Raw genomic sequence first — 18830 nt, 5'->3', positions numbered from 1 at the left:
GAGAATAAAAACGTTAAACAGGTTAAATATCAATGTGAACGGCAATAAAAAGCTTATGAATTGGGTATGATAAATTCTATTTCAGGATATTGTATGCTCAAGCGGGCGGCAATTTTGCATGCAAGGTTTGGCAGAAAGCCCATTATGACTGCTGCGCCTGCGGGAACTTTTTCAGGGGAAATAATAGGAATTTTCATGTGAAATTTTCCATGTTGAGTCGGGTTTTCGTCGACAAAAAAAGCAGCCTTTCCCTCAAGAGACGCGGCAAGCCATGTTCCTGCTACCGCTGTTCCGAATATGCCCACGACCTTATCATTGGCTTTGTGTTTTGAATCTTCCGCAAGTTTTTGCAGCCATAGCAGACCGTTGTCCAGATTCGTTTTAGTTTTATCTGCATCAATTGATATTTCTTTGTCTGTTCCTGCTTGAGCAACGAAACCTATTTCTTTTGCTATCCATTGATCAGTTACATGCTTTATGGAGAAACCTGATTTTTGGGCTGCAACAGCAAGAGTTTCAGGCGTAAAGTGGGAACAGTGATCGCAAACCATCAAGTCAAAAGGGTTGTCATTAAAATATGAGGTTTGCACCACAAAGAGTCCGCCCGGAAGCAGCAGATGTTGTATCTTTTTTAAAATTTCAATTGGGTTGATAAGATGTTCAATTACATAAGTCATTATAATCACATTAAATTGATTTGAAATGCTATCCAGCTCACCGGAGTAATATCCTTCTACTCCATCCAAGGAAAGTATGTCTTCCTGTCTGCCGGATTGCTCATGTCCGTAAAGGTTCCAATGCGGTTTTAATTTATGAAATTGTTTTAATAAAGATCCGTTGCCACACCCTATATCGAGTAGTTTTCCTGATTGGTTTAAAGGAAACGTTGAGAGAAAATTTTCCAGTAGAACTCTGCTTCTGGGGGTGGGAGTGCCGGTGTCGGAAAACAGGAGAGGTTCACTCCCCTCACTTAACGGGTACATTTCATATTTGGAATATATTTCATTTATGTCAGCCAGCCATTGCTCAGAAATATCTTTTTGAGGGTGTCCGCATGAATTGCACACCATAAATTGTCCGGCTCTCGGCCATGGTTTGCAATCGGATGTTATTCCGTGAAAAGGAATAAGGTTTTCGAATATATGCAGTTCAGAGTTTCCGCATATTAAACAATGTCTCACAGCTTCGCCTTTGAGTTTTTAGGTGGTAATAATTTTTGAATCAGTTTCGGGGTTTTGGGGAATTTCCAGTTGATAATATTTTCTGTTTCTGTCGCATTCAAAGAAGAAAAAGGAGGACAATACATGTTCTTATTGCTTTTACACGTGGCTTCTTTAATGAGTCTTTTATCAAAGCCATAGTGTTTGCAAAGCCTTTGCGCCAAATCGTAATAGCTGATTTCTTCAGATGACGAGCAGTGATAAACACCTGTTTTATTTTCTTCCATAAGTCTACATGTCGCAAAAGCCGCGTCTCCGATCAGGACCGGAGCAAGAGATAAATCGGTGAAGGCCGTAATTTCTTCTTGTTTTTGAAACGAGTTTAGCCAGTTATAAAGTATTCCAGATTCGGTAGTCAGGATTTTTGTGTACCTTACAACCAAAGCTTTGCCGCTATTTTTATTCAAGAATCGTTCTACTTCAGCCTTTTGCCGTCCATATTCAGTTTGCGGGGAAGGATGCGCAGTTGGGGTATAAAAAGGTTCTTCTCCGTTGAAAACAGCAGTACTTGACGGAAAAAGAATTTTTGTTCCTCGTTGCATCAAATCATGGGTGAGATTAATGGTGTTTGTAACGTTTACAGTGTAAGCTTTTTGATCTTTTTCGCATGACTCAAAGCCGGATACTGCCGCAGCAATAATGGCCCATTCTGTTTCCGGGAGAGTGGTTACATCCACTTCGCGAGACAGGTCGAGAGAAAGGCAGCTTGAATCTTTACGTGAAGTTGTGAAAACGGAGTGGCCCCGTTTTACCGACTCTTTTGCCAGACTTTTCCCGAGAGTTCCATCTCCGATAACAAGAATTTTCATCAAAACTCCGCTCTTTAATTATACAAAAGCCAGATGATCAGGAGCGGCTTCCAGGTATTCATGAATCAGCATGTTTTTGCTGTTTGCAACACAATGATGGTTGCAGTCCCGGCTGGGGTCTATGCTGAAAAACTTTTCTCGATCATTAAACCAAAACTCTTTAAAGCGTTGATCCTTAATCGATCCAAGAACTCCGCTATCTAAATTATATGCTTTGTCGTGGCAGGAATATATTCTTTGGTCGGCGGCAATGATTGGTTGCATTTGCTGGTAAGGACACCAATTGTATTCTTTATTAAAAAAGACTTCTGACCGATGGTACGAGTCGAAAATCTCAAAGTTTGCATCTGAAAGATCTGCAACCACCCGTTGAGTCTGCTCTTTAATTTTATCAAAAATAGGATCATGGTAATCATTATTTTCTTTGCCGGAATTGCTTACGATGCAAGGCGAAAATTTTAAACTGTCGACGCCTAGATCTTTCAATCTTTGTCCCATTTCAAAAACATGATCAGCATTGTCTTTGTTAATGATGAAATTGGCACCGAGAAAGCATTTGCCTTTTAGCGCTTTGAAATTTTCGATATTTTTCAAAACCTTATTGAATTCATCCTCAGGTACACTTCTATATTTTGCATAACTGGGGCCATCCCAGCCGTCCATGGAAATCCGTATCCATGTTCCTTTATGTGCAAATATCTCGGCAGGTTCACCTGTCAGCAGGCTGCCATTGGTCAGAGCCGCAATACTGACGTTTCCGTCCGCAAGAGCTAGTGCGGTCTCGGCAAGGTGAGGGTAGCAAAAAGGCTCTCCGCCACCGCTGAATGTTACAGCTTTAACTCCCATTTCAATGATGTCTTCTACGATTTCAGCCATTTTTTCCGCAGGTATCTTATCCTTGATAACCATATCTTTTCCAAGCTGCATGTCAGAAGCCCTATAGGCGCAGTAGGAACAGTTGTGATTACAGGTGTTGGTCGGTTTAATGCGTATGTGGATAGGGGCTGTTGATTCTTCAGCTTCGCGGGGGAGAGAATCCAGCTTGTCCTGATAGTGAAATATCTTGAGGTTCGTGTAGAGCTGCATGAAATATCCTTATATAAAAATTATTCAAAATATATGAATTCGTAATCGCCTGCGTAATTAAATTCTTTAAAAAGCCATTCCCATTCCTGTTTGTCGAAAAAAGATTCACAGGTCAGAGCCCAGCATTGGAGATTGAATAGTTCCTGTTCATTTCTGTAACTTTCAACGCATACATACTTATTCTTTCCAACTCTCTCCATTTCTTTGAGTGCTTTTTTAAGATCAAAAATTTGAAGATTATGTAATGAATTTATTGAAATAACCAGATCAAAATTATTGTCTTTAAATGGATAGGCAGATTCAGCTCTATGAGTGAAAAGTCTGTTCCTGATTGCTTCTGGAGCTCCGCTTAGTCCATGTTGTGAAATATCAAAACCGTGCACATCCATGCCCAGCTTATGTAATTCATAGAGCAGGAAGGCTTTGCCGCATCCCACGTCTAAAATTTTCGCTCCTTTTTTGAGCGAATAAGTATCAATTAGCCCCTGAGCCATTGGAGTCCAGCGTCCCTCCATATAACTGTAACCACCGTATCCGAAACGACGGCTGCCGTCCCAGTAGTCAAGTTCATACTCTTTGGCTTTGAGCATGCAACCGACTTTATCGTCCACCATACGCGGCAGATATTCGCGGTGTGTGCCGGTGTGAACCGGAGTAATTAAATTTAGCAGTTTGCCCATGCGTATCCTATCTTTTGTAATTAACAGGCCAAAACAATCACTGCATCGGCGGGAGATATGCAAGGATGAGACTGTCCCTGCCCGAACATGAATACATGTTTAAAATTTGCAGAAGCAGTTTCTTTCAAAATTTGTGCAAGTCCGTCGCCTCTTCCTCCTGCTATCACTATTCCTCCGTCAACAACAATACGGGAACCGTCCTCAAAAAACGAATCCCATTCTGTCCTGCTTTTGTGTTCGGTAATGTCAAAGCAGACCACTCCGGCGAAAAGTTTGTCAGCGGAAAGCAGTATCTCCGCATTTTTTTCAAAAATAATATTTTCGGAAGGCCAATCAGCCCGTATTTTTTCGTATGAATCAATGACGGGAAGGACCGCGATAACATCTTTAGTTTCGCAGGCAACAGTCCATGCTCCAAGTCCTTCAAGTGGATCAAAGACAAGCGTTTTACCTTTCTCGCCAATCATTTTGCCTGCAAATTTGAACCATGAAATATGCCACATAAGAGAATATGAATCCTCAGTAAAAGCTTTGGAAAGCTTAGGACCGAGAGGGGAGTGATCATCCCCGAATTCCTCAATCATTTCTTTCCAGCTTTCTTCCGGATTGTTTGCTTTTTGATCAGTCATATTCATCCTTGCTCTATCTTGTTACAACCCACAGCAAAAAGATAATGGGACATAGGGTAGTAGCCTGTGTGGACAACTTCATCATTCATTGAAAAAATGAGCACTGTTTTGAAATGTTTTTCAACTGTTGATTTGAGCCGGTTGGCATCAAACATATTAACGTGTCCCTTTTGACTTTCAGGGGATGCGTAAGGAGTGCTCGTTTCATTGGGAGTGCCTATCACGCATACACCGTCAGCATGGATGTTATCACTGATGGTTTTAAAGAATGCGTCTTCATCTTTGCCGTGGAGAATGTGCTCTATTACATCCAGACTGACGACGGCATCGAAAATGCTTTCTTGAAGGCCTAAAAAATTTGTGTTTTCAAAGCGTACATTATCAGTTGAAAAGTTCTTTTCAGCGGCTTCAATTGCAGGTGCATCGAGATCCAACCCTAAATATTTTTTTGTCCCTTTATGAAGCATCGGTGCGCCGACCCCTTCACTGCAACCCAGTTCAAGAATGCTTTCGCAATTATCTGTCATTTGGGCGGCAAAGGCATAGCGAGCCAGCACAAAAGCAAGTCTTTTGGGATCTTTTTTCAGATTGTAGGCCATGTGCGGAGACAATCTGATCTGCTTATCTGCCTGTTTGTTTTTGTTCTTCATTGTGGATTCTTTTTAGTTATGCCGATGTTATTTTCGGAGCAGTTTTTGCGCTTCGCATAAAATATTTTCCGCAGTGATTCCTATGTGAGCAAAATGTTCAAGCTGCGAACCATAATGAGCAGAAAAAGTGTCCGGCAACCCGATACGTTTAAACCTTAGAGGTTTATCAAGGCATGCTTCCGCAAGAATTTCAGCAACAGCACCGCCTAGTCCGCCGAGTATTGTATTTTCTTCTACACTGATGACACATGAAGTGTTGCGGGCTTTGGAAATAATCATTTCAGCATCAAGAGGTTTAACTGTGGGCGTGTGAAGAATTGAGGCTTCAATGCCTTCTTTTGCTAGCATTTCTCCTGCCTTTTGCATCACTCCCAACGTCACTCCGCACCCGACAAGCAGTACATCTTTACCTTCCCCGTAGCTGTAGGCTTTACCTACTTTAAATGACTTCTCTTTGGTAACGATGGGGTCATATCCTTTGCCGAGTCTGATAAAAATGGGGCCCGGATGGCTGAGTGTGTGAGGCATGATTCTTACCATTTCCTCAGCGTCAGCCGGAGACAGGATAGTCAGATTGGGGATGACCCTTAAAATGGACAGATCTTCGGTGGCCCAATGAGTCGGACCTAGCGGGGCATAAACCAGCCCGCCGCCGTTTCCGATAAATCTTACGTTTAAGTTGTGCAGACAGGCATCAAGAACAATTTGTTCATAGCAGCGGCGAGTCAGAAAGCTCTGGATTGTATTGATGTAAACAATTTTGCCTTCGTGGGCCATGCCGCTTGCCATGCCGACAGCGTGTCCTTCGGCTATGCCTTCCATAAAAAAGCGATCCGGCATTTCTTCTTGAAAATGACACAGAGTTCCCGCCCCGAGGTCAGAGCCGATAAAGACAACCCGTTTATCTTTTTTTGCAAGCTCGTAGACCTGCTCCAGACAAGCTTTACGCATCATAATCCTCGATACATTTAATCATCTGCTCATGTTCTTCCGCAGACATTTTTGTTTTATGATGCCATGCAGGATTCCCTTCAGCAAACGGAATTCCTTTACCTTTCACCGTGTGGCAAATTATGGCTGAAGGTTTGTCCTGTTGAAAGGGAAGTGCTGTAAATGTTTGTTCAAGTTCTTTAACATTATGCCCGTCTACTTCTTTTACCGCAAAGCCGAAGCTTTTCCATTTGTCCGCAAAAGGTTCCAATCCCGAAATTTGTTCAGTGCATCCATATGATTGCAGCTTGTTGTAATCAATAATGGCGGTTAGAGAACTGAGCTTTTGTTTTCCTGCGCTCATTGCTGCTTCCCATACAGAACCTTCACCGCATTCTCCGTCGCCGAGAACCGTGAAAACTTTGCTGCTTGATCCGTCTATTTTTAGCGCAGAAGCTATTCCCACGGCAAAGGATAGACCATGCCCCAGACTGCCGGTGGCAAACTCAATTCCGGGAATTTTCGCTGTTGGATGTCCGCCCAGTAGTCCGTCAAAGCGGCAGAAGCTGAATAGTTCATCCTCGGTGATGAAGCCTTTTTCTTCCAGCATTACATATAGAGCAAGACAGCCGTGTCCTTTGCTGAGGATAAAGCGATCCCTGTCGCTGTGTTCAGGGGAGGCAGAGTTATATTTGAGTACTGAGTCGTAGAGAACCCGTACTATCTCAACTAAAGAAAGAGACGGGCCGATATGACCTCGTCCTGCACTATGCAAAACATCTACAATTTTTTTTCTGAGCAACTTTGATCTCTGATCCAAAGTCGACCTCCTGTATTATTAAAAATAAAATGTAATAATGGTTCAATAAGTCTCAAAAAGAGTATTAAGTATCTTTTTATCTTTAGCTAAAAAAAGTTTTGCTTTCTCAAGTTGAGCTTTTCTCAAACTTTGGACATTGTCCGGTGTTCCAGATGCGAAAGCTCGTCTTTTCAATGTTTTATTAGAAAATTCGTTAAGCAGGATCAAGCTCCACTTTAAACGGAAAAGAGGTAAAAGTGATTTAAATCGAATTTCAAAGTTTTTGTCGTTCCTAAAAATTTCACTAATACCGTCATAAAATGTTTTTATATCTGTTTCCGTTAAGTTCATAGCAGGATGGAGCAGGAAATCAGAAGCTGTTTTCACAGGATCATCCCATCCGAAATATTCAAAATCTACAAAATATAAGTTGTTATGACTGGTGCGTAACGCATTGTGAAATCCTAAGTCGGATGGACTTAATGTCCTTAATTCTTCGGGCAGAGGGGAGTTCCAAGTTTCAATTCCGAGCTGGCTTTTTGCAAAGGTTGTGCTTTTCTCTAGTTCCTCTGAAAAATCTTTTTCCAGAAAAAGGTGCATTTCACGAAAAAGTTCATCCTCGCCGGGGAGTGCCGTAAGAATATTAAGCCGTTTGTAAATATTCTCCACAACTTCCGCCGGAGAAAAAAAGGCTTCCGCTGCAGAAGATATATTTGGCGCCTTTTCGTTAGCGGAACTTTTTTTTAATTTCTTAAGAAATGTCAAAACTTCATGAATATCATTATCTTTTATTCTATCAACAGGCGTTCCATTTATAAACGTATAGATGGCGGCCTGTTTAGAGGAATCAATGGCAACCGGAGCTGGAATATTTTCAATCCCGCTTTGTGTCATAAAAGATATTGCAGCCCATTCCTGTTCAAGTCTGCTAAGCCCGTCAGCTGTAAGCTGGGTGTAGAATTTGACGGCGTAAGTTTCTCCTGACTCACAAAGGACTTTGTATACTTTGCTGTTTCGTCCGGCATAGATTCTTTTTGTTGAAAGGACTTTTTTCCTTAAAGAATTATGGACAAGCTGTTCAATTTCAGATTGTCCCATTAGCTGTCCTTTTTAAAATAAAATTACTGATTTCTTCAAATGTTGAAAAGACAGAACAGCCGGGTATTTTGCGTCCGTTTTTTTCACGAGAAAAAAGGATCTTATGAACACTGTCAGGGAAAAGAGGTTCAGTGAAAACTTCTTCAAGGTCATCAATAAAATAATGGTGATCAAGGTCGGCTATTTTTCTTACTTTCTCTTCTCTTGTAGAAAGAAAAAATATGTCATTTACTGACATTGAAAGTGTGTCACTTGAGAAAAAATTTGCTTCCGTTAAAAAATTCAAAGCACATTTTCGCAGGTCAATTTTCAGTTGTCCGTAGTTGGGGTAACGGGTTTTGTGGCTGACAATTTGAAAGGAGTGTCCGGCTTGTTTTAAGGTGAGAAGACAATCCCATACTCCGGGCATCAGCTCAGCCTTATCAATCTCAGTTCCATATATTGCTACTTGAAGCTTCTGCCACTCTTCATCTCCATGCAGCCGCCTGACTTCATCGCGTATGGAACGCTTGAGCCTCGGCACGTCTTTTTGAATAAGCCCACGCTCAAGTGCAATTTTATGCAGAGACTTATCATAGCGTATGATGGTGTTATCCAGATCAAATCCGATTAGCACAATAGGCCGCCTAGATGAAGTTTACATGAGGTCCGGGGTGACACAATTCCCACAGATATATGTTCATTTTATCCATGCGGCAGTTTACTCTGCATTTTTGCGGATCAAGGTTGTCATTGCACCAGTTGAGTGACTGGGCACGCTTATCGCCGTCCCATATTTCTTTGAAATTATGCTCCCGGAGATTGCCGTATAAAAATTTATTATCGCCTATGAAAATTCCGCATCCCCAGATATTTAAATCAACATCCATGTAAGACCAGAAAGGGAGAGCAAGGCAGCGTTCATATCCTTTGTCCTGCTCTTGCAGTCTGTCCATGGTCTTTTCGCGATATATCACTTTGAATGAGTCTGTTTCCAGTGCTCTGAGTTCATTTCCAAGATCTACAAATTCTTCGTAAGTAAGTCCCTCAAATTCTTTTGTAATTCCTTGAGGGTGTTGAGAGTAGGGTTTTATTACAATGTAATCTAAACCTATGTCCCGGCACATTTCGGCCAGATTTGTCATCTCGGATGCGTTTTCAGGTAGCAGCAAACTTTGCAGTCCTAAAACACAGTCGGAGCCTGTTCTTTTGCGGATGGCGACGGCTTCTTTAAGGTTGTTCATAACCTTTTGAAAGTCTCCATCAGGTGACTTGTGTACTTCCTGATAGCTTCCGGGTGTTATTCCATTGCAACTGACTTTTACCCATGACAAGCCGTGAATTATCTTTTCCAGCTTATCAGGAGTCATGAGAACTCCGTTGGTGGCGATTCCTATATCTATTCCGGCTTCGGTCGTAGCAATACATATGTCGGTGAATTTGTTGTTCATGAACGGTTCACCTTCACCCGAGAACACGATGCTTTTTAATCCTGTGTCAGCAATTGTGTTTATGCGCTTCTTGTAGATTTCATAATCAAGAAATTTAGGTACATATTCCATGAAATCATAGCCGCAGAATCGGCAGCGATGGTTGCAGCATCCGCTTGGACTGACTTCCATATAAATGGGGCCGATATTTTCTCCGGCGAGCCATTTTGCAACTCTTGCAGGGTGGAGATGCAGTTTGTGTGAATCAATTTTATATTTATCGCTCATGAAATTTTCCTTTATCAGATATTATTAACAGAAACAGAATCCATCCAGTAGTGCAGGATGCAGGCGTGTCCTGTCTCTGCCATGCCGTATGTTTCGGCGGGGAGCCAGAAGTTGAGATCGCCGATCTGCCTCATCTTGTTTGCCGGAGCCATGGCCGTGAGAGTTACAACCGCAGCTCCCAGTTCAGAAGCAAAGCGGCAGGCATTAACAACATTGGGCGAGTTGCCGGAACTGCTGATAGCCACAAGCATGTCAGATGGAGTCAGCCTTCGTCTCAGAGGCTCGACAAAAACCTGATCAAAGGAAATGTCATTGGCAAGGGCGGTAATAAGCGCCAGATCGGTAAAGACTTGCGTATGTACATGGGCATTTTTTGCAAGGTCGGCAGAAATGTGGCTTGCCATAGATGCACTGGCGCCGTTGCCGATAAGATAGATAATATTTCCATTGCTGCGAAGTTTAACAGTCTTTTCCTTCCAAAATTCAAAGGCTTGATCACAGGTGGTATTGAATTCCGGTTTACATTCCACTTCCAGAGAGTTCAGGCAGTTCTGTAATAAATCTGTATGGTTATTCCACAAAGTCTTGTCCTGCGGGTGATTGTTTTTTGATTGCTGTCCAGAGCTGCGGGATTGTGTCGGCATGAAATCCTCGGACATAGTAACTCCTTCCGCCATCTGCAACAGTTCGTATCAGCATAGTCTTCCATGGTCTGAAATAATATTCGGCACTTGTTTTGGGGGCTTCAATATTTACCTTTTCAGGTAAATCATGCAAATCGCATACTAAGGTTGTAAAATGGCAAATGGCTTTTTCTTTGCCGGAAACTGTAGCTGCGTTGCGAATCATTGCTAAGGCTTTGAGGTAAATTTCAGGAGCCATAATTGCGCTTCCGAAATTCATAACAACACCGCCTTCAAGGGATTCAAGAGCCGCTGCAAAAATCAGAAAATCAGTATAACTTGCCTGTCCGACTGCCGCACCATTACAATTCGGGTGCTCATGGACGATGTCATAGCCTATGCCGACATGAACCGTTATGGGAATATTCAGTTCATAAGCTTTGGCAAAAAGGCTGATATCTGCATGGTCCAGTTTGTTTTTTACGATATATTCACCAACAGCCTCACCGAAACCTCGTCCGTTTTTAGCGGCTTCATTGATAATGTCGTTCAGTATACCTGTTTCCTGCCACAATCCGAACTGTCCGTTTGATATATAAGTTGCAACACTTTCGGTGGTGCTGCCGTGCAGCGCATATTCAAAGTCATGAATTGCACACGCTCCGTTTACAGCAATACAGCTGATTAATCCTTTTTCCATTATATCGAACAGGTATTTCTGCATCCCTGAACGCAGAACATGAGCTCCGATCATGAGGATTCTGGAATTGCCGTTATCGCGTGCCGTAGCTAAGCTTTCAGCGATTATTTCCAGCGATGGATGGACTTTTTCACAAGGCGTTGGAATGGCTATTATTGAAGTGTCGAGGAGGCTTTTCCTTTCAGAAATGGGAAGAACCCTCAGTTTTGAGCGATCGAATAATTGATATTTGCTGGACATAAAAACCTACTTTAGCGTGGCTGTAATATATTTTCGCATATCCTGCTTACTTATGGATTTATCGTTCCCCATAATCTGAACAGCCAGAGAACCTGCGATGTTTCCGAAAAATCCTACAAGCTCTTCATGAAGTCCCATGCATCCTGCCATTGCGGATATGGAGAACAGTGCATCTCCTGCTCCGACTCTGTCTACTACATTAGAGTTGAAAGAGGGTATCCTGACAAATTCACTGGCAGGATTCCATAAGGAACAGCCGCGTCCGCCTTGAGTTACCATTGCCAGCTTTGCGTTTAATTTCTCGCCGACTTCTATCAGCAATGGTCTCAGTTCGTTTATCTGATCACGGGATTCAAGTCTTAATTCATGCTCTGCCAGAGAGAAAAAATCTAAGCGGGGAAATTTACCGATAGTATTAAAACCTCTGTTCCCGGCGTTTGCCTGTGTGTTTACGGCAAGATACGGAGCTTTTTCAGAGAGCAGTTTGACCATCGCCGGAGTTATGAAACCATGTCCGAAATCAGCGACGATAACAATGTCATATCCGTCTAACAATTGTTCAAGCTGGCTGCATATATCCTGCTCAAGATCTTTGGCTAATGGATCATCATTCATTATGTAGATTTCCATGATCTTGCTCAGGGAATATGCATCAATAAATCTTCTCTTTAGAGTGGTAGGAGCTTTGGAGCGTGTGAAAAAGTGAGGAACGACTTTGGGATTAAGTTTTTCTCTGATAAAATCTTCGTAACGGTCTGTGTCACCAAGCATGGACAGCAGGGTAACTTCTCCCGCGAAATTTGCCACATGATTTGCAACTGCCAGAGCGCCGCCTGCATACATTTCATGGGATTGATACTTGAGAGCAAGAATAGGATCTTTGGATGATTTACCCAGAGTTGAAGCAATCTGATATTCATCGAGAATAGTATCGCCGACGATCAGAACCTTTAAATTGTTCATATCATCAAGCATGGTCAGAAGATCGTTCAACTCGTAGCGATTCCGAAACATTTTGAGATATTCGTCAAGTTCTTCGCTGTTTTTAGTCAGGTAGCGATTAATCAGATTTGATGAACTGAAAACAATATCCGAAGTAAATATAAGTTTTGCACCAATCTCTTTAACAACGTCAGCCTCGCCACCTATTTTCCCGGCAGGATCGCTATCAACATCTTTGAATTCATCACCTTTCGCATAAACGTCAGGACGGATGAGTCGCAAAAGTTCTTCGGCTGTAGGCCATTCATTGATGGTTACATAGTCAGTCTCACCCAGTGAAGCCAGCGCTTCTGCACGCAATATTTCAGTAAAAGCAGGACGGTCCGGTCCTTTATCAACATAGTGATCAGGCGTTAGGCTCACGATGAGAATATCACCATGTTCTTTGGCCTGACTTAGGTAACGGATATGTCCTATATGGAGAAGGTCGAATACCCCGTGGCAAAGAACTATTTTTTTGCCCTGACTTTTAAGCTCTGCCGCAATTTCAGAAAGCTCAGAGATGCTTTTTATTTTATTATCAATACTTGTCATTTCTATATCCTTTTCCACCGCTTAATTCAGATCTTGCAATTTAATTTTAAGCTTTCCAGCTTTCTCTGATTGATTTTGTCGGTCGCAATCCGTCTTCGGGGTCCGCGCGCCATTCCCGGTCCGGCTGTTCCGCAGGGGTAGGAATCTTTATTCCATCGCCGTCTGCTTTAAAGCCTGTCAGTGTATTTTTTATAAGTCTCTCTGCATCATCAGGCAGCCAGCAATGCCCCGAAGAATATTCAGCCCCTGACATATCCAGGTCAAGGTGAAATTCAATCATTTCAGCACCGTATTTATGCACTGCGCGTTGGACAACACCTTCGCTTACTGTATGGTCAGACCAGCCTGTTTTGCAATGGAATTCATTTCTCAGCGTGTTTATTGCCGAAAGATTTGCCTGTTCCGCAGGTGCCGGATAACCGGAAACGCAGTGCAGCAGGGTAAGATCTTTACAGCCGGCGTTGCGAAGGGTGGAAACTGCTGTGGATATTTCATCCATATCAGCCATCCCTGTTGAGAGGACAACGGGTTTTCCTGTCCGCGCGCAAGCAATAAGCAGGTCATTCCAGAGCAGTTCGTATGAGGCAATTTTAAAGAAGTCTACATATGGAGTTAAAATTTCGACAGCGCCCAGATAAAAGGGGGTGCATGAAAAGCCTATTCCTGTTTCTTTGCACCGTTTTGCGATTGCAGGGATAAAAGGTTCAGGAAGTTCCCACGCAGATCTGTTTCTGTGCTGTTCGCTTTTTGCTAAAATCTCAGGAGCAAAAAGCTTATCAATTTTGAATAGTTGAAACTTTATAGCATCGCATCCTATGCGGGCGGAGGTTTCTATAAATTCGAAACAACGGCTTATGTCACAGGCATGGTTGCTTGAAACTTCTGATACGAAGATGGGGTGATTGGAGGGGGTGTTCTTCATTTTTGTTTTTATTGATTAACCTCAAGTATCATCCGCTCAACTGTAGGGGCTTCATGTTTTCTTGAGATATAATATACGGCAATAATTTGTCCTTTTGAATTCAGAGCAAGGTCTCCGTATCCACCGTGAAATCTGCCGCCTTTGTACCATGCAAGGGTTTGCGGATGACTCCAAGTTTCTCCCCCGTCTTTGGACAGGGACAGTGCAACGCGGCATCGGCGGTTTTTGCGGATCATTCCTCTGTATATCATCAGAACGTTTCCATTCGGTAGCAACAGGAGCGCAGGGGCTTCTCCGTATAGACCTACAGGAACAGGCGTGCTCCATGTCAGTCCTTCGTCATCAGAGTGAGATTTGAAGATACCTTCATAGCAGGGTTGCTGTCTGATCATGGCAAGAATTCTGCCTGATTTTAAACGAGTGATAGATGTCTCGTTCATTCTGAAATTTGCGGTGTGTTTAAACATAAATGACTGATGAGATATTTCAAGCGTTTCAGGATTCAACCTGAACGTTCCGCATCCTGTTCCATTATAGAATGTTCCGATAAAAACGGATTTGTCCTGCGACGGGATGAAGTGTCCGAAGGATGCCCATTCTCCGCCGGGAGGATCAAGGGGGCGTCTTTGCGGGAAACTCTTCCCTCCGTCGGTGCTCAGCGAAAAATAGTTCCGGCGCAGTTCAGAGGTATGAGTACGGGTGATCATTGCCACTCGCTCTGCATCAAGAACTGTGACCAGAGCGTCATGTTCGTTGGTTTTGTCCGTGGCATGGCTGATTACAAGGTTCGGTTTTTCAAAAGTCAGACCGTCATCGGTTGATCTGGTTGTATAAATATCTCCGGCCATGCCGTGATCCATCACTCCCCGTAAATCCGGGTGGATATTAACAGCTCTGCGGAAACCCACCAGAAAGTCTTCGTTAACTTTTGTGATAGTCGGAAAAGATTGATAGCCGTCCCATTCCGCCGGAGTAATTCGTTTCGTGTCGAGTATGGAAACAGATAATTTAGGTCGTGATTGATTCATATTTTTCGCCGTGCCGTTTTTATACTGAAACCATTTTAAGAAGGTCGCTTTTACTCAGCCATTGGGTGTTGGTGTCGGAGCTGTATTCGAATTTTTCGGGAACTTTAACACCGTTGCAGGTTATTTTATCCCGTTCAAAGTAGCGGTAGGCCGGCTGGATTACGTAATAGTTTTCAAATTCGTAAGTATTTACGGCTTCGTTTGCAGGGATGATAAGTTCGTGCATTTTTTCGCCGGGGCGTATTCCGATTATGTTCATTTCGCAGTCGGGGCAGAGGGCTTCCGCCATGTCGCCTATGCGCATGCTTGGGCTTTTAGGTATAAAAATTTCTCCGCCCTGCATTACTTCCAGACTGTTGATAACAAAATCTATCGATTGTTCCATAGTAATCCAGAATCGTGTCATATCCGGATCAGTTATGGTAATCCGTCCTGTTTTTTTTAATTTTAAAAATCTGGGAACGATGCTTCCTCTGCTTCCGAGAACATTTCCATATCTGGCGACTGAAAATCTTGTTCCGTTGACTCCTGCATAGCTGTTGCCATTGATAAATAATTTGTCAGAGCATAATTTTGTTGCTCCGTACAAGTTCATCGGATTTGAAGCTTTATCGGTACTGAGGGCTATTACCCGCGAGACTTTTTCGTTTATAGCCGCTTCTATGATGTTTTGAGTCCCTAAAATATTAGTTTTTACAGCCTCATAGGGGTTGTATTCGCAGGAAGGAACAGCCTTCATCGCCGCCGCATGGATGACAAGGTCAATTCCACAAAATGCTCTGAGAAGCCGGTCTTTATCGCGGATGTCTCCGATAAAATAACGAAGGCATGGGTAATCTTCCGGAGAAAATTTTTCCTGCATTTCCTGCTGTTTATGTTCGTCGCGGCTTAAGATGATAAGTCTTTGCGGTCTATATTGGGTGAGAGCAATTTCCACAAATTTTTGCCCGAAGGAACCTGTTCCGCCGGTTATTAATACAGACTTGTTGTTAATCATTAGAACTTATCCTCCATGTATGGCTTGATAGAAAAGCCGGTGGAAAAAATATAATTTGAACCTTCGCAGGAAGTTTGCAGGCTGGTTTCATCCATTTCCTGCATAGAGAAAAAAACTCTGACAAAAGGAGAGGGGGTTGCCTGCTGGCATTTAATCATACCGATGAACGCATGCTCTTTAATCAGAGGGGATATTTCAAGAGCTCTTTCCTCTCCTCCCAGAATCACGGTTGAGTCGGTCATTCCGATAGCTTGAGATGACGATACGAGAAAAGAAACATGGTCGCTATGATCGAAAGAGTAGTCTTTCAGGAAATGTGTTTCCCGTTTGCCGCCGCTTGAAGTTGCGTAAAAAAGCTTGTTCGGATTCATTGTTCCGGTGAGAAGGGTCACATGCCCCAGACGCATAAAACCTCGCGGCGGTCCGTTTAAAGAAAATTTGTAAAGAACATCAATCTGCTGTTTATCTCTGTAAACTCTGACAGCCTTATCAAGGGAGCCTTGATATAGATTCATGGTGCAGGAGATGGTTGTGAATTCGGAAGTTTTTTTTATTCTGGGGGTAATTTTAGCAAGATCTGTATCTTTAGGTATTCCGGGGCCTTCCATTATGATGTGGCCGGAGAAAAAATCTGCTCCGAGATCTATATCTTTAAAGTAGCCATGCCCGAGGGTTCCGAACGAAGGATACCGGTTGTGTGAAGCAAAGGATGCTTTATGTATTGCCAGCCCCTTGGCTGTATTCAGTGTTATTGAAACAGAGGGGGTGTCCACATTCAGCTTTCTTCCCCTCATGGCAACGGTGTCGCCTTCAACTTTGAAAAGTGGTTCTTCTACAATCGCACTTGATTTTTCTGCTATATTTGTAAGCTTTTGGATGGCTTCGGCATATCTTTCTTTCGTTATGTGGGTGCGGAAATCGCTGGACCAGCAGAAACATAATTTCCGCCATTTTTGTTCTGTCTCAGGGGAAGAGCAGGAGTGCTGTTCAAGTTTGGCGGCAACTGCGCGGCATAGCGAATTTATGTAGAAATCGTTTCGTCCGCTGACTGCCCAGCGGGTGATATTATATTTACTCTGTTTTTTTACAGGGACGGGTTGCTGCGCCGAGCATAATGAAAGTTTGTTGCCCCCCTGCGGATGATCAAGGTCGTTCAGAACTTCCGAGGGCAGGTGAAATGTATGCTTTCTGTTTTGAAGAGCCTTGAAGGCTAACAGAAGAAGGGACCATTCACTGTCTGCTTCCTGCACTGCTTCGGTTTTATATCTCTGCGGCCTGAAGTCGAATATTTCGGCATCGTTTCCATAAACAGGCAGCCAGCCTGATTCGGTCCCAAGACTTTCAACGTATTCAAGATATTCGGACAGTTCCAATTCTTTGTGGGCAAACCGTTGCAGTTTCTGGAAGACCATTGAGCGACTCCAGAGCACGGGGATTGATTCACCGTCAATGCCTGAGACCCGTTGCGGGAAATGCTGAATATGTTCATCCCATCCGGAGAATCTGGCGGGGTTGTCATAATCCATAAAGACCCCTTCATAGCCAGCATTAATATAATGTTCCACAAGTCCTGCGGACCATGCCTGCTCATTAACAAGAGCTATACGGGGTGTCGTCTCCAGAATATCGCTGCACACGTTTCTACCGATGCGCAGATTCGCTTCATTAACCGATGCCGGAACCAGAGGCCCTATTATTTGAGCATAGCCGCTGCCTATTAATTCAGTTTTATTGTCTTTGAGCAGGTCTTTAAATTTTTCAATCCATTCCGGTGCAAGGTCTTTAATTATTTCAAGAGTTATGCCCGAGGCTTCAATACCGAGCGGAAAGTCGTGTTTTTCAATAAGATTAAGCAGCGGCCAATAGCAGCGTTCAATTACCTCCATGCGGCTTTCTTCCGGTATGGAAGAGAACATGAGGTTGAGATGAAATATTGCAAACAGTTTCATATCAACTTTTTTCGGTGATTATTTTTATGCAGTTAACAGCTTTATTCACGTTCTCGACAGCTTTTTCTCTTGTTTCAGCAACACCCATAACGACTCCGGCGCGGGCGGGATGGTTTGTCGTCGGAGGAATAATGGAACCTGTTTGCGTACGGATTTCGACCATGCGGATTCCGTCAACAGCACGAGCCTCTTCGATTCCTTCTATTCTGACAACTTTCCCCTGATCTGGGAAGAGGTAACGCTGTGCTACTCCTTCCTGAAATACAGGAATCATGTCCTTTGGCGCGGGAGTTTCACCTATTGCAAGGCGAATGGCTGTTCCGATAAAGTCCACACCTGTATTCCACGGTATTTCATGTGTGCAGAAGTATCCTCCGGAAAGTCTAGCCGCTATTTCGATTACGTAAGGTTTGCCGTTATGAACAACCATGTCACCTTTGAATACCCCGTTATTGATACCCAAAGCAATTGCCGCCATTCCGGTAAGTTCTTTCACTTCCTGTTGGGTTTCGTCTGATAGAAATGAGGGCAGTTGTCCGCCATTTTCAATTATATGCGGAGAAAATCTGTCAATATATTCATAGTTTCTGTCTGAAAATCCGGGAGTGTATGTTTCTCCGTTTACCACAAAACCTTCGGTGCTGATTTGTGGACCGTTCAGATAGCTCTCAATCATGACCCGTCCGGCAGGTGATTCATGTTGTGCATGTTCAAAAGCCCATTGCAAATCGGGGAGGGTGTTTGAACCATATTCAAGGCGCAACACTCCGCGGGCTCCTCTGCTATCCACCGGTTTGATGACGAGACTTTCTTTTCGTTTTTTTAAATTTTTTCTAAGTTCATCGGCATCAAAAATTTCTTTATACCACGGAATGGGTATGCCTGTTTCTTTGAAGCGGTTTTTCATTGCCAATTTGTCAGTGGCGAGGGCTGCCGTTTCGCTGCTTACTGCCTGAATGCCAAAAAAATCAGCAACAGCCGCTACGGTGTGCGGGGCATCAACAGCCGCACACATTACTCCGTCAGGTTTTCTCCCTTGTTTAGCCCAAAGCTTGAGAGCTTCGACGCTTTTTCCAGAGGTGTAGACGCATCCGATCACAGTTTCATGGGCATATTTGAACCCCGGCGCTTCGGGATTCAGGTCGGTGGCGACCACATGGAGTCCCATATCAACAGCTTTTTGAATTACAGGGATTGTTTCTAGTCCTGCGCCAATTATGATCAGAGTCTTTTTCAT

19 protein-coding genes are annotated in these 18830 nt (G+C 43.3%); all 19 read right to left on the bottom strand.

The genetic code is table 11. The features are described 5' to 3' along the window. Positions 1-53: 53 nt before the first annotated feature. Genes BLT41_RS00845 through BLT41_RS00755 form a run of 19 tightly spaced genes read right to left on the bottom strand, consistent with a single transcriptional unit; the run spans position 54 to position 18830 of the window. Positions 54-1181, bottom strand: coding sequence for a class I SAM-dependent methyltransferase (locus BLT41_RS00845; RefSeq protein ID WP_092157305.1), 1128 nt, complete (start codon positions 1179-1181; stop codon positions 54-56). Further along, complete coding sequence (locus tag BLT41_RS00840) at positions 1178-2029, bottom strand: SDR family oxidoreductase (RefSeq protein WP_092157303.1); 852 nt, start codon at positions 2027-2029, stop codon at positions 1178-1180. The genes BLT41_RS00845 and BLT41_RS00840 overlap by 4 nt, the downstream gene beginning before the upstream one ends. Positions 2030-2047: 18 nt before the next feature. Further along, complete coding sequence (locus tag BLT41_RS00835) at positions 2048-3115, bottom strand: radical SAM/SPASM domain-containing protein (RefSeq protein ID WP_092157301.1); 1068 nt, start codon at positions 3113-3115, stop codon at positions 2048-2050. Between the two features lie 20 nt (positions 3116-3135). Continuing rightward, positions 3136-3795: a class I SAM-dependent methyltransferase gene (locus BLT41_RS00830; RefSeq protein ID WP_092157299.1), complete on the bottom strand. Its 660-nt coding sequence runs from the start codon at positions 3793-3795 to the stop codon at positions 3136-3138. Between the two features lie 20 nt (positions 3796-3815). Continuing rightward, positions 3816-4424: a hypothetical protein gene (locus BLT41_RS00825; RefSeq protein ID WP_092158766.1), complete on the bottom strand. Its 609-nt coding sequence runs from the start codon at positions 4422-4424 to the stop codon at positions 3816-3818. A 2-nt stretch (positions 4425-4426) separates the two neighbouring features. Further along, the gene (locus tag BLT41_RS00820; protein WP_092157297.1) at positions 4427-5074 is read right to left on the bottom strand and encodes a class I SAM-dependent methyltransferase; all 648 of its coding nucleotides are present in this window, start codon (positions 5072-5074) and stop codon (positions 4427-4429) included. 27 nt (positions 5075-5101) lie between these two features. Beyond that, complete coding sequence (locus BLT41_RS00815; protein ID WP_244512163.1) at positions 5102-6028, bottom strand: transketolase family protein; 927 nt, start codon at positions 6026-6028, stop codon at positions 5102-5104. Next, positions 6018-6824 (bottom strand): transketolase, encoded by an 807-nt coding sequence (locus BLT41_RS00810; RefSeq protein WP_092157291.1) that lies wholly within the window; start codon positions 6822-6824, stop codon positions 6018-6020. The genes BLT41_RS00815 and BLT41_RS00810 overlap by 11 nt, the downstream gene beginning before the upstream one ends. A 42-nt stretch (positions 6825-6866) precedes the next feature. Continuing rightward, complete coding sequence (locus BLT41_RS00805; RefSeq protein WP_092157290.1) at positions 6867-7901, bottom strand: hypothetical protein; 1035 nt, start codon at positions 7899-7901, stop codon at positions 6867-6869. Continuing rightward, positions 7888-8517 (bottom strand): HAD family hydrolase, encoded by a 630-nt coding sequence (locus BLT41_RS00800; protein ID WP_092157289.1) that lies wholly within the window; start codon positions 8515-8517, stop codon positions 7888-7890. The genes BLT41_RS00805 and BLT41_RS00800 overlap by 14 nt, the downstream gene beginning before the upstream one ends. Positions 8518-8527: 10 nt before the next feature. Next, positions 8528-9598 (bottom strand): radical SAM protein, encoded by a 1071-nt coding sequence (locus BLT41_RS00795; RefSeq protein ID WP_092157288.1) that lies wholly within the window; start codon positions 9596-9598, stop codon positions 8528-8530. A 14-nt stretch (positions 9599-9612) separates the two neighbouring features. After that, positions 9613-10179, bottom strand: coding sequence for an SIS domain-containing protein (locus BLT41_RS00790; RefSeq protein ID WP_092157287.1), 567 nt, complete (start codon positions 10177-10179; stop codon positions 9613-9615). Further along, positions 10169-11161, bottom strand: a complete 993-nt coding sequence (locus tag BLT41_RS00785; protein WP_092157286.1) for a GSU2086 family protein — start codon at positions 11159-11161, stop codon at positions 10169-10171. Before BLT41_RS00785 ends, BLT41_RS00790 begins: the two co-directional genes overlap by 11 nt. A gap of 6 nt (positions 11162-11167) precedes the next feature. Further along, complete coding sequence (locus BLT41_RS00780) at positions 11168-12697, bottom strand: PfkB family carbohydrate kinase (RefSeq protein ID WP_092157285.1); 1530 nt, start codon at positions 12695-12697, stop codon at positions 11168-11170. A 46-nt stretch (positions 12698-12743) separates the two neighbouring features. Further along, the gene (locus tag BLT41_RS00775; RefSeq protein WP_092157284.1) at positions 12744-13619 is read right to left on the bottom strand and encodes an N-acetylneuraminate synthase family protein; all 876 of its coding nucleotides are present in this window, start codon (positions 13617-13619) and stop codon (positions 12744-12746) included. An 8-nt stretch (positions 13620-13627) separates the two neighbouring features. Continuing rightward, on the bottom strand, positions 13628-14647 hold the full coding sequence (locus BLT41_RS00770) for a sialidase family protein (protein WP_092157283.1): 1020 nt from the start codon (positions 14645-14647) through the stop codon (positions 13628-13630). A gap of 19 nt (positions 14648-14666) precedes the next feature. Then, the gene (gene pseB, locus BLT41_RS00765; RefSeq protein WP_092157282.1) at positions 14667-15644 is read right to left on the bottom strand and encodes a UDP-N-acetylglucosamine 4,6-dehydratase (inverting); all 978 of its coding nucleotides are present in this window, start codon (positions 15642-15644) and stop codon (positions 14667-14669) included. Beyond that, the gene (locus BLT41_RS00760; RefSeq protein WP_092157281.1) at positions 15644-17593 is read right to left on the bottom strand and encodes a glycoside hydrolase; all 1950 of its coding nucleotides are present in this window, start codon (positions 17591-17593) and stop codon (positions 15644-15646) included. The genes pseB and BLT41_RS00760 overlap by 1 nt, the downstream gene beginning before the upstream one ends. Position 17594: 1 nt before the next feature. After that, complete coding sequence (locus BLT41_RS00755) at positions 17595-18830, bottom strand: ATP-grasp domain-containing protein (protein WP_092157280.1); 1236 nt, start codon at positions 18828-18830, stop codon at positions 17595-17597.

This window comes from Maridesulfovibrio ferrireducens (genome assembly GCF_900101105.1).
Lineage (GTDB): Bacteria > Desulfobacterota > Desulfovibrionia > Desulfovibrionales > Desulfovibrionaceae > Maridesulfovibrio > Maridesulfovibrio ferrireducens.
This window is presented reverse-complemented; position numbering and strand designations above follow the sequence as displayed.